The sequence below is a fragment of the Rummeliibacillus suwonensis genome, assembly GCF_007896435.1.
In the GTDB taxonomy this organism is placed as follows: Bacteria; Bacillota; Bacilli; order Bacillales_A; family Planococcaceae; genus Rummeliibacillus; species Rummeliibacillus suwonensis.
In genome coordinates this window covers 1,630,104-1,641,792 of the sequence record NZ_VCBL01000001.1, presented here as the reverse complement: position 1 = coordinate 1,641,792, position 11,689 = coordinate 1,630,104, and the positions used below count along the sequence as shown (strand labels likewise).

At 35.3% G+C, this 11,689-nt stretch carries 10 protein-coding genes, 1 pseudogene and 1 riboswitch; all 11 genes and pseudogenes read left to right on the top strand.

Features of this window, described 5'->3' with window-relative positions; translation table 11 throughout:
- The first annotated feature begins 123 nt into the window (after positions 1–123).
- The 11 genes and pseudogenes from FEU33_RS07645 to FEU33_RS07595 all read left to right on the top strand — a co-directional run bounded on the left by FEU33_RS07645 (position 124) and on the right by FEU33_RS07595 (position 11,481).
- Positions 124–1,404: a nucleotide sugar dehydrogenase gene (locus FEU33_RS07645; RefSeq protein ID WP_146548805.1), complete on the top strand. Its 1,281-nt coding sequence runs from the start codon at positions 124–126 to the stop codon at positions 1,402–1,404.
- A complete protein-coding gene (locus FEU33_RS07640) occupies positions 1,401–2,204 on the top strand; it encodes an ABC transporter permease (RefSeq protein ID WP_146548804.1) in 804 nt (267 codons plus the stop codon). Before FEU33_RS07645 ends, FEU33_RS07640 begins: the two co-directional genes overlap by 4 nt.
- A 152-nt stretch (positions 2,205–2,356) precedes the next feature.
- Positions 2,357–2,966: pseudogene (locus FEU33_RS07635) on the top strand (ABC transporter ATP-binding protein); the annotation flags it as partial.
- 354 nt (positions 2,967–3,320) lie between these two features.
- Positions 3,321–4,484, top strand: coding sequence for a non-hydrolyzing UDP-N-acetylglucosamine 2-epimerase (gene wecB / locus FEU33_RS07630; protein ID WP_146549935.1), 1,164 nt, complete (start codon positions 3,321–3,323; stop codon positions 4,482–4,484).
- A 156-nt stretch (positions 4,485–4,640) separates the two neighbouring features.
- A complete protein-coding gene (locus tag FEU33_RS07625) occupies positions 4,641–5,408 on the top strand; it encodes a hypothetical protein (protein ID WP_146548802.1) in 768 nt (255 codons plus the stop codon).
- A gap of 440 nt (positions 5,409–5,848) precedes the next feature.
- Positions 5,849–5,978, top strand: a riboswitch (FMN riboswitch).
- 504 nt (positions 5,979–6,482) lie between these two features.
- Positions 6,483–7,565 carry a bifunctional diaminohydroxyphosphoribosylaminopyrimidine deaminase/5-amino-6-(5-phosphoribosylamino)uracil reductase RibD gene (gene ribD / locus FEU33_RS07620; RefSeq protein WP_146548801.1) on the top strand — a complete coding sequence of 361 codons (1,083 nt, stop codon included), beginning with the start codon at positions 6,483–6,485 and terminating at the stop codon, positions 7,563–7,565.
- A gap of 10 nt (positions 7,566–7,575) precedes the next feature.
- Positions 7,576–8,214 (top strand): riboflavin synthase, encoded by a 639-nt coding sequence (gene ribE, locus FEU33_RS07615; protein WP_146548800.1) that lies wholly within the window; start codon positions 7,576–7,578, stop codon positions 8,212–8,214.
- Positions 8,215–8,230: 16 nt separating this feature from the next.
- The gene (locus tag FEU33_RS07610) at positions 8,231–9,421 is read left to right on the top strand and encodes a bifunctional 3,4-dihydroxy-2-butanone-4-phosphate synthase/GTP cyclohydrolase II (RefSeq protein WP_146548799.1); all 1,191 of its coding nucleotides are present in this window, start codon (positions 8,231–8,233) and stop codon (positions 9,419–9,421) included.
- A gap of 12 nt (positions 9,422–9,433) precedes the next feature.
- Positions 9,434–9,901 carry a 6,7-dimethyl-8-ribityllumazine synthase gene (gene ribH, locus FEU33_RS07605; RefSeq protein ID WP_146548798.1) on the top strand — a complete coding sequence of 156 codons (468 nt, stop codon included), beginning with the start codon at positions 9,434–9,436 and terminating at the stop codon, positions 9,899–9,901.
- Between the two features lie 898 nt (positions 9,902–10,799).
- On the top strand, positions 10,800–11,213 hold the full coding sequence (locus FEU33_RS07600; RefSeq protein WP_146548797.1) for a hypothetical protein: 414 nt from the start codon (positions 10,800–10,802) through the stop codon (positions 11,211–11,213).
- A gap of 115 nt (positions 11,214–11,328) precedes the next feature.
- Entirely contained in the window at positions 11,329–11,481 is a 153-nt protein-coding gene (locus FEU33_RS07595; RefSeq protein ID WP_146548796.1) for a YpzG family protein, read from the top strand.
- Positions 11,482–11,689: the final 208 nt, after the last annotated feature.

Below are 11,689 nucleotides of genomic sequence, written 5' to 3'. Positions count from 1 at the left end.
ATTTGAAAGGGGTGATGCGAGAAGGCTAACGTTTTTTCATCAGTTTAAGCAATTGCTTTTCAATATATAGGCTGCGATAAAAAAGAAAACTAAAAATCTACTCGAAAATTGGAGGAAATTAAAATGAAACTATGTACGATCGGTCTTGGATATATAGGATTACCAACCTCTATCATGTTTGCCAAACATCATGTAAATGTTGTAGGTGTTGATGTGAAAAAAGAAGCTGTGGATTCACTAAATCATGGAAAAATCCATTTAGAAGAACCGGGTTTGCAAGAAGCTTTGGAAGAAGTTATTTCAATGGGAACGTTTAAAGCTTCCTATGAACCTGAAAAAGCTGATGCATTTATCATTTCAGTTCCAACACCCAATTGTAATGACCAATATAAATCCTGTGATTTAACATATGTATTGAGTGCAGTACGCTCTATAATCCCTTATATTGAAAAAGGCAATACGATCATTGTTGAATCAACCATCGCACCTCGCAGTATGGACGATTTTGTTAAGCCTTTAGTTGAGAAAGCAGGATTTGTGGTCGGTGAAGATATTTTCCTTGTACACTGCCCTGAAAGAGTTTTACCAGGTCAAATTCTTCAAGAATTAGTGTTTAATAACCGAATTGTTGGAGGTATTACACCTGCATGTACAGAAGCTGGTGTTAAAGTATATAGTACTTTCGTTCAAGGGGAAATTATTAGAACGGATGCAAAAACAGCTGAAATGTCTAAACTGATGGAAAATACATTTAGAGATGTGAATATTGCACTTGCAAATGAATTAGCAAAAGTATGTAATGAGTTGGAAATCAACGCACTTGATGTGATCGAAATGGCCAATAAACATCCTCGCGTAAATTTGCATACTCCTGGACCTGGGGTTGGAGGACATTGTCTAGCAGTTGATCCATATTTTATCGTAGCAAAAGCTCCCAAAACAGCTCAACTTATTAGCCTTTCTCGTACGATCAACACATCTATGCCACAATTTGTTGTAGATAATGTTAAACAATTAATGAAAAGTGAAAATGGAAAAATCGTCACCGTTTTTGGTTTAACTTATAAAGGAAATGTTGATGATATTCGTGAAAGCCCAGCTTTAGAAATTTACCATATGCTACAAGCGCAAAGCGACTTTGAAGTTCGTGCATATGATCCACATGTAAAAGAGGAATGGGTCATGAAAGATTTTGATCAAGCGGTAAAAGACTCAGATTTAATCGTTATATTATCAGATCATGATGAATTCAAACAATTTAGCGATTCTATGTTAGCGAATATGTCCAATAAAAGAATTTTTGATACGAAAAACGTTGTAAAAGTGTTACCACAAGATGTTAACTATATGAACTATGGCAATCTCTACAAATATACAAATAATAAGGAAACATCTCTTGTATGAACTTCGCATGGCAAGTATTGAAAGAACAATTTCTTCATTTTAACTTAATAGTTAGACTTAGTTTATATGAAGAAAAAGGAAAATATACAATGCACTATTTTGGGATGCTATGGCAAATCTTGAATCCATTCATTCAAATAATGGTGTATTGGCTTATCTTTGGTCTTGGTATAAGAAAGGGATCACCAGTTGATGGTACGCCATTTTTCCTTTGGTTGATCATAGGACTTGTACCATGGCTATATATTAGCCGAACGATTGTTCAAGCATCTAATAGTGTATTTGCAAAGGTTAGTTTAGTATCAAAAATGCATTTTCCAGTTAGCGTATTACCAAGTATTAAAATTGTAGGAAATTCACTTTCATTATTCCCAATGATCGTGATTACAATTGTAATTGCTTGCTTTTATGACATATTTTCAGGTCTATACCTGCTACAATTATTCTACTATCTAGCATGCTTATATCTGTTTCTATTTGCGATCACACTATTGTTATCGACACTTACAACGATTATTCGAGATGTTCAAATGATGGTACAATCGGTTGTGCGATTGATGATGTTTTTTTTACCTATTGTTTGGAATGTCCATAACTTTCCTACCTTTTTTGTGAATATACTAAAACTAAATCCACTATTTTATATTATCGAAGGTTTTAGATATTCCATTTTAGGTGGACAATGGTTTTTTGAAGATGGCGCCTATACGCTGTATTTTTGGAGTATCAGTTTGCTGATACTGACAATCGGAGCTTATTTGCATATTAAATTCCGAAACAAATTTGTTGATTATTTATAATCGGAGGAAAATCTATGAATCCGAAAATTCGTTGCACAAACGTATCAAAAAGTTTCAGATTATATCGTAAACAATCTGATAAATTATTGGATATCATTTCGTTAAAAAAAGATAGAGATCAGTTCTATGCTTTAAAAAATATTGATTTTGAAATTAATGAAGGTGAAGCAATTGGAATCATTGGCTTGAATGGTTCTGGAAAGTCGACACTTTCTAATATACTTGCACAGGTTATCCCTCCAAGTTTTGGCGATATAGAGATCAACGGTGAGACATCATTAATTGCCATTTCTGTTGGTTTGAATCCCTCTTTGACGGGGATGGAAAATATTAAGATGAAATGTTTGATGCATGGTTTAACGAATGCGGAAATTAATATGATTCAGGATGATATTGTTGAATTTGCGGATATCGGAAATTTTATCCATCAGCCTGTTAAAAATTATTCTAGTGGTATGAAATCACGATTAGGTTTTGCGATATCTATTCATACAAATCCAGATATTTTAATAGTGGATGAAGCGTTGTCCGTCGGGGATCAAACATTTTATCAAAAATGTCTTAATAAGATTAATGAGTTTAAAAGTGAAGGAAAAACAATTATTTTTGTCAGTCATTCATTGTCTCAGATCCAAGCATTTTGTGATCGAGTCATGTGGATCCATTTTGGAGAAATCAAGATGTTTGACGAAACTAAAAAGGTAATCAGTGAATATAAAAAATTTATCCATACGTTCAATGCTTTAAGTGATGAAGAAAAGAAGATTAGTAGAACGAAAATGTTGGAGAAACAGTATACAGAAAATGTAAATGAGCCACAAAGTAAAGAGCAGCAAAAGAATGGCTTCAATCTATCAGTCATTTTGCAATCTTTTGTTTTATTAGTTGCGGTTATTGTAAGTGCAACATATATGTTAAGCTCACATTAACAGGCTGTGAGATCCTTCTACTAGATTCTAGTGGAAATGGAACAGAATGGACAAGTGGGAGATCAGCTGCCTGTAAAAGCTTGATTGGTTCAACCAACATCTAGAGAGGGATCTTTGTATGAGGTTTCACTTTATCTAAAAAAATCGGAGGTAGTTTTCATTGACAAAACAAAGAAAAATAAAAATCATGACGATATTCGGTACTAGACCGGAAGCAATCAAACTAGCTCCATTAATACTTGAACTAGACAAGCATCAAGAAGAAATTGAATCGATTGTAACCGTAACGGCGCAGCATCGCCAAATGCTAGACCAAGTACTTAGCGATTTTAATATTCATCCTAAGTATGATTTAAATATTATGAAGGATCGTCAAACATTAATCGATGTCACAACTTTAGCACTTAAAGGATTAAATGAAGTGATGCAAAATGAAAAACCTGATTTAGTTCTTGTACATGGTGACACATCAACGACATTTGTGGGAAGTCTTGCAGCGTTTTATAATCATATTCCAGTTGGACATGTTGAAGCGGGCTTACGTACTTGGAACAAATATTCGCCGTTCCCTGAAGAAATGAATCGCCAACTAACAGGTGTTATAGCTGATTTTCACTTTGCCCCAACCAGAAAAGCACAGCAAAATCTGCTCAATGAAAGTAAGGATCCCGAAACTATTTTTATTACAGGAAATACCGCCATTGATGCATTAGCTACAACCGTTTCTACAAATTATCATCACCACATATTAGAAAAAATAGGCCAAGATAAGATGATCTTATTAACTGCTCATCGTAGAGAAAATCTTGGAGAACCAATGAGACACATGTTTAAAGCGATTAAACAAATTGTAGATGAACATGAGGATGTTCAAGTGGTCTATCCTGTTCATCTAAACCCAGCAGTAAGGGAAATTGCCAAAGAAATATTAGATGGCAATCCACGGATCTATCTAATCGAACCTTTAGAAGTTGTCGATTTCCATAACTTTTTAGCTAGAGCCCATATTATTTTGACGGATTCAGGAGGTATACAGGAAGAGGCACCTTCTCTTGGTGTTCCAGTTTTAGTTCTCCGTGATACAACTGAACGACCAGAGGGAGTAGAAGCGGGTACATTAAAGCTAGTAGGTACAAATCAATCAAGGATCTATCAGGCTTTGAAAGAATTGTTAACCAACTCTGCGGAATATGAAAAAATGTCAAAAGCTTCTAATCCATATGGAGATGGACATGCTTCTGAACGAATTGTCGATGCAATCCTTTATCATTTTGGTATAAAAAATCATATGCCCAATCCCTTCGTAAAAAGTGAAGAAATGACCGTCCAAGATGGAATCACTTCATTTTAAAAGATGTCTCAAAAGTAAAAATAGTATGCTAGAAATAATTCTAGCATGCTATTTTTTTATGAAATATCATTAACACTACTAAAAATAGGCATGAAATCTAGGATAGATGAATAGAATTCTATTAACATGAAATGATTCTTTAAAGGTGGCTTGTGAATGAGTATATTACTTCTATTTCTGACAAGTGGAATATTCTTTATCTTTACGTTTATCGTTCAAACACTCAGTGCTAAGTTATTTTTTTTGTTGATTTCATTTTTATTGTTTAAATGGGGAACGAATCAAATTCTATTAGTGGAGAAAAGAAAAGAGGAAGAAATAAAAAAAGAAATGGAAGAATTACTACAAGAATTCGCCTATTCACAATTGACCGTATCTTCTGATTATTTAAATGCGCTTTTACTGGACGAGGCATCACAAACTTTATTGATCGCAAATAGAGAAAATACGGATTCTGGCTTTGAGGTAAGAGACTATCCTTTCGACAAAATATATGAAACTTCTATTGAGGAAAATGATCATCCAATCGCTTTAATATCCAGAAGAGGATTATTCGGTGGCTCTTTACTCGAGAAAAGAGAAAACTCATTGATAAATGTTACGAAAAAAGAAAAGGATTCTAAAAACGACATGAAAGAGGCAGAGGAAGAAAAAGAGGAAAAATCAAAAAAAAATAAAGAAAAGGATAAGGAAGGGATCAAAAAACTATGTTTGAAAATAGTTGTGGATGATTTAGATGATCCTATCATCGAATATGTCTTTTTAGAAAACGAGGAACCAATTGATCAAGATTCAGATGAATATAAGGATGCATTTAAGCTCTGTAAAAAATGGCATCAGATGATCAGCGTTCTGATAAAACGGTATGATTTATTAGATAAAGTAATTATAAGTCGTTATGAAGATTCAAATCGAGTGGTTTAAATTTACCGATTGAATAGATAAAATTCATCAGGCATTTTGATTAGGAAATATATGAGTATAAATGAGAAAAATTCCTCATTGTAAACGCCAATCTATATAGATCTTCGCTGTGGCTTGCTCGAGTCCTCGATTAGGCTTGTGCATTTCCTTCGTGCGGTGTGGATTCAGGAAGTCCATTCAATGTCCCGTGGGAAAGCGAGCAAGCCGTAGCGGAAATCAGCGAGTTATCTAAGTTTAAGTGGATAAAATTGGATAACAAACCCGTTTGAAAGTTTATTTAACTTCTAGAATCTAGTGACAATTGGATCAGTGAGTATGTAAAAAAATACTTTGCAAAGTTTTTTTATAGGAATTTTCTGGTGGCTGTATGTAATTTATTCATAAAAATAAAAATAGTAATGCTTTTTCAGAAAAAGAGTGCTATACTTTCCCTATAGATAATAATCCTTCGGGGTAGGGTGAAAATCCCAATCGACGGTGATGAAGAAATTCTAAGCCCGTGAGCCTTCATAGGCAGGATTTGGTGCAATTCCAAAGCCGACAGTATAGTCTGGATGAGAGAAGGATGTATGGAATGCTTTTGCTTATGAAATTTACGTGATTTCATGAGTCTATTTGGTGATGACTAAATTTAAACTTCCAATCCAACCCCGTAGAGAAAATCTATGGGGTTTTCTTTTTACTTTCATTTACCTTAAGCTTTTTGCAATGAAAGCGACCGACCGTTAACTGATCAGCCTCATGATTCAGAAGCATCATTTAAAAGCCATTACATGAGGACATAATGGATCGCGCTTCATGAAATGAAAGATGAAAATCCCAATCGATGGTGATGGAAAAATTTTAAACCTGTAATTTTGTTTAAGAGGGATTTGTACAAATCCGAAACTGATCTCGTATAGCTTTTTAAATAGGAGAACAACATGGGGTATGGTAAAGTTCGCAAAAATAGAGTTCAATTGACCTATTTTAAAATGCCATTTACTACATATCCTCCTATTAACTACTCCTAAGGAAGCATCTCATGAATGGTTTTTTATTTAGCAAAAAAATTTCCAAATGGGAGCGATTCATATGACAGATGATTTTTACATGAATTTTGCACTACAGCTTGCACAGGTTGCTGAAGGACAAACAAATCCGAATCCTGTTGTTGGAGCAGTCATCGTAAAGGACCAAGAAATTGTTGGTTTTGGTGCCCATTTAAAAGCTGGGACACCACATGCCGAAATCAACGCATTACAAATGGCAGGAGAAAAAGCCTTTGGAAGCACCATTTATGTGACACTTGAACCATGTAGTCATTATGGCAAAACACCACCCTGTGCGAATGCGCTAGTGAAAGCAGGGGTTAAAAGAGTTGTCGTTGCATCATTAGATCCGAATCCCTTAGTTGCAGGAAAGGGCATTGGTATTTTGAAAAAGGCGGGCATTGAAGTTACGACGGGTGTTTTAAAAGAGAAAGCGGAGCAGTTAAATAAGGCTTTTTTCCATTTCATCCAACATGAGGTTCCCTATGTTACCTTGAAACAAGCCATTACATTGGATGGTAAACTGGCAGCGAAAACAGGCGATGGAGAAGCAATTACAGGTATCGAGGTTCAACACGATGTTCATCAGGAGAGAGAAAAAAACGATGCCATTTTAGTAGGCATTGGGACGATTTTAAAGGATAATCCAAGCTTGACAAATCGCTTTGGCTATACGAAAAAGCAACCTATTCGTGTCATTTTAGATACTAACTTAAGCATTTCACATGATGCCAAAGTAATGACAGAAGATATCACACCTACATGGATTTTTACAGGTTCAAACGTATCTGAGGAAAGGGTTAAAAGCTTTTTACAAGCACATGTCGAAATTATTCCATTATCAAAACAAACTATATCGATAGAAGAAGTATTAAAAGAACTAGGCAAACGTAAAATCATGAACCTTTATGTGGAAGGTGGAAGTGCAATTAATGCCAGTTTCTTAAAATCAGGTTATGTCAATCAGATCATCACATACATTGCACCAAAGATTTTTGGTGATGATCATGCAGTTCCCATGATAGGAGATCTCGATATTACACGAGTAAAAGATGCTTACCCTCTTGAATTTAAAAAAGTTGAGATGATTGGGAAAGATATTAAAATAACTTCTGTTCCGAAATGAGGTGTTTCATTTGTTTACAGGAATTGTAGAAGATTTAGGAACTGTAAAAGCAATTAAAAACGCAACGACAAGTATGCAGCTGACAATTGAATCTAAGAAAATCTTAGAAGACATTCATGTCGGTGATAGTATCGCGGTGAACGGAGTATGTTTAACTGTCATTTCTTTTTCAAGCAATCAATTCACAGTTGATGTGATGCCAGAAACAGTAAAAGCAACAAATATTCAATCATTGCAAACGGGGCAATTGGTCAATTTAGAAAGGGCAATGCCTGCAAATGGTAGGTTTGGCGGTCATTTTGTTTCTGGACATGTAGACGGCACTGGTGTTATTTTAAGAAAACGAAAATTCGCCAATGCTGTTTATGTAGATATTGGTATCAGTCAAGAATTGAGTAAGTTTTGCATGATGAAAGGTTCTGTCGCGATTGATGGTATTAGCTTAACGATTTTCGATATAAAACCAACTCAATTAACGGTGTCTTTAATACCACACACGTTTGACCAAACCATTCTTGGCATCAAAAAGGAACATGATATTGTGAATATTGAAAACGATTTGCTTGGTAAATATGTGATCAATCATATAGAAAGAAAAGAAGAAAAGTCCGGCATTACATTAGATTTCTTAAAAGAAAATGGATTTTAAAAGGCGGTGTTTGGAAATGTTTAATACCATTGAAGAAGCAATTGAAGATTTAAAAAAAGGTAAAATAATTATTGTCGTAGATGATGAGAAACGAGAAAATGAGGGAGATTTTCTTGTATTAGCCGAATTTGCAACACCTGAGAATATTAATTTTATGGCAAAATACGGTCGCGGTTTAATCTGTACGCCAATGTCTCAAACATTAGCAAGTCGCCTTGAGCTGAACCCGATGGTCGAAAATAATACAGATAATCATCATACAGCATTTACAGTAAGCGTCGATTATCAAACAACCGAAACGGGAATTAGTGCATATGAACGTTCTGAAACTATTTTGCAATTGATCAACGAAAAATCAACAGCTGGAGATTTTCGTCGTCCTGGACATGTGTTTCCATTGATTGCAAAAGAAAATGGCGTTTTTGAAAGACAAGGTCATACAGAAGCAGCGGTGGATTTTGCTATACTATGTGGTTCTGTTTCAGCGGGTGTTATTTGTGAAATTATGTTAGATAACGGGAAAATGGCAAGAGTACCTCAGTTACATGAAATTGCAAAGGAACATCATTTAAAATTCGTGACGATCGAAGATTTGATAAGTTATCGAAATCAAACTGAAACATTAATTGAAAGAGTCGCTTCCGTTAAACTTCCTACTGCATTTGGCGAATTTCAAATGATTGGTTACGCCAATCGACTAAATGACAAAGAACATGTTGCCATTGTCAAAGGAAAGCCACAAAATGAGGAAGCGCCACTTGTTCGCATCCATTCAGAATGTTTGACAGGAGATATTTTCCATTCAAAACGCTGTGACTGTGGCCCTCAACTACAAAAATCATTAGAAATGATCGAAAAAGAGGGAAATGGTGTCGTTCTTTATATGCGCCAAGAGGGAAGAGGAATCGGGCTTCTCAATAAATTAAAAGCATATGAATTACAGGAACATGGCTATGACACCGTTGAAGCAAACCTTCATCTCGGTTTTCCGGCAGAAATGCGTGATTATGGTCTAAGTGCACAGATGTTACGTGATCTGGGCATTACAAAAATTCGTTTAATGACAAACAATCCGGCTAAAATTGAAGGCCTAACAAAGTATGGAATTGAAATTGTTGAACGAGTGCCTATTGAAATTGAAGCTGTGCCAGAAAATGAGAAATACTTACAAACAAAGAAAGAAAAGATGAAACATATTTTAGCGTAGGAGTGAGTATAAATGGGACAAACATTTGAAGCAAAATTAATCGGGACAGATTTAAAAATTGGGATTGTTGTTGGAAGATTCAATGAATTTTTAACGTCAAAATTACTAAGTGGGGCATTGGATGGTTTAAAACGTCACGGTGTTTCAGAAGAAGATATTGATGTTGCATGGGTTCCTGGTGCATTTGAAGTACCTTTTATCGCAAAAAAAATGGCAGATACTAAAAAATATGATGCCATCATTGGTTTAGGCACAGTAATCCGAGGGGCAACTTCACATTATGATTATGTTTGCAATGAAGCAGCGAAAGGTATTGCAAATATAGGATTAACAACTGGAGTTCCAGTTATGTTCGGTATCGTTACGACTGAAAATATTGAACAAGCCATCGAACGCTCTGGTACAAAATCAGGAAATAAAGGATACGATGCAGCAGTTTCAGCCATTGAAATGGCTAATTTAAGCCGTATGTTTGAATAATGCTAAAAACTTTTTAGCAGGCGCATAAAAGAGGATGTACGAGCCATACTATAAAAGATTTCACTTAAGAGATCCTTTCATGACAGGAGGGGTTAACCAATGGGTGAACCAAGTCCAGGTGAGTATTTACTCTAGATTAAAATGTTAAAAATCTCAAGCTTAAGAAACGGAGTGAAGACCCGTGGACCAGGTCTGAGGAAAAAGCGAATGCATAACCATTTAATCATCATAAAGGATTTGTAAATCTAACATGATTGGGAGGGAGAACTCAATGGGTGATCCGCCGAAAAAGCGTTCATTACTCAGAAAGTTCATCTACTCTGGGCAGATTAAAATGTTCCATTCTCAAGCTTAGAAAACGGAGTGAAATACCCTTCGTGGATTAGCTCAGGGAAAAAGCGAAAAGCAGAACATTTTGATCATCATAAAAGGCTCAAAACTTTTATGAACAGTTTGTTGAATATCCAATGAGAAACAGAACAAAGTTCTTAATCCTCATGGCAAGTTCATCTACTGTGGGCTACATTAAAAGTTATGTCCCATATCTCAGGTAAAATGCTTCATGCATTAGTCTGAGAAGGAAAGCTAAAAACAATTTAATCTCATGAAGGATCGAGTGAAATCGGACCCGGAATTAATTTTCCGGGTTTTTTTATTTTGATCCAGCAATACTTTTTATGCGACAAAAGCAGAGCGGCAGGAGCACATGTTTTTCATGCGATGAAAGTGCAGCGACAAAAGCTAATCTTTTTTGTAGCGACAAGTCAGAAGCAGCCAACTTCTATAGACAGCAAATTTTCTTATTGATCAACCATCCCATACAGGAATCTATTCGTTGGATAGCGAAAGTTAATGAGTAAGAGGCAGTGTTATCCTGTTAGTGGAGGGGATTGTATTGTTGAAACGTTTGTTGAACTATGTTGTTTGGCTAATCATCATTACATTTGTCATATATTTAGGATTACGATTTCGAGTGTATTTAGGGAAAGAGGCAGAAGTATCTTTTGATAACTTACCAATTATGTTTTTTAACATCATTTTTCCTATTGTATTGGGTATGCTATTTCGACTGCCTAAGTTTCTAGGAGAGAAAAAAGGAAAAAAGAAGTGGCATTTGGATTGGCTCAAGTTAATCGCGATTGCATTACCCTCTCTCTATATTGCGTTGCTACCATATCTGATATACACATCATATGGGGAAAAGCTAATATTCACCAAACAATTGCTATTGCTAGGAGATACTGCAACAACTTTAACGACGATTGCAGGATTGGTTTTTGGTTATATATTGGTAGATAGTATGAAAGTATAAGATAGAAAAACAGATTTTGATGCTGAACCAATTTCAAGTGTATAAAAAGAAATATATCAGTGATACTAAAAAAGATTCCACTGTTAAATCCAACATGATCAGGAGGGAAGAACCTATGGGGAAATCGGACCATTTAGATCCAAAATCTCAAAAAGTTCATCAGCTCTGGACTAGGTTAAAACATTCAAAATCTCAAGTGAAAGGTCAATCGGAGATTACTCTTCATAACCGTCTTTTGAGAAGCGAAGCGAAAGCTCGGCAATTTTAATCATCATGTAGGATAAAGGTGCAATCACATTGTAAGGATTGTCTTATTAAATTTAAGGCAAGATCCTACAAAACAGCAAAAGCATGGGTGCTGAATTGAACAGCATTCATGCTTTTTTGTATACAGTGGGAGATGAAGAAAACCTCCCATTGATGGAAGCTTCACTTTATTTTTGCTAACTCACTAGACAAACACTTGTTTTCATTTG

What these genes read in the sequence shown, in the direction of transcription:
- FEU33_RS07645 (WP_146548805.1), top strand. Translation starts at nt 124, where the DNA reads ATGAAACTATGTACGATCGGTCTTGGATATATAGGATTACCAACCTCT.
- ribD (WP_146548801.1), top strand. Translation starts at nt 6,483, where the DNA reads ATGACAGATGATTTTTACATGAATTTTGCACTACAGCTTGCACAGGTT.
- wecB (WP_146549935.1), top strand. Translation starts at nt 3,321, where the DNA reads ATGACGATATTCGGTACTAGACCGGAAGCAATCAAACTAGCTCCATTA.
- FEU33_RS07595 (WP_146548796.1), top strand. Translation starts at nt 11,329, where the DNA reads ATGGGGAAATCGGACCATTTAGATCCAAAATCTCAAAAAGTTCATCAG.
- FEU33_RS07625 (WP_146548802.1), top strand. Translation starts at nt 4,641, where the DNA reads ATGAGTATATTACTTCTATTTCTGACAAGTGGAATATTCTTTATCTTT.
- FEU33_RS07610 (WP_146548799.1), top strand. Translation starts at nt 8,231, where the DNA reads ATGTTTAATACCATTGAAGAAGCAATTGAAGATTTAAAAAAAGGTAAA.
- FEU33_RS07640 (WP_146548804.1), top strand. Translation starts at nt 1,401, where the DNA reads ATGAACTTCGCATGGCAAGTATTGAAAGAACAATTTCTTCATTTTAAC.
- ribH (WP_146548798.1), top strand. Translation starts at nt 9,434, where the DNA reads ATGGGACAAACATTTGAAGCAAAATTAATCGGGACAGATTTAAAAATT.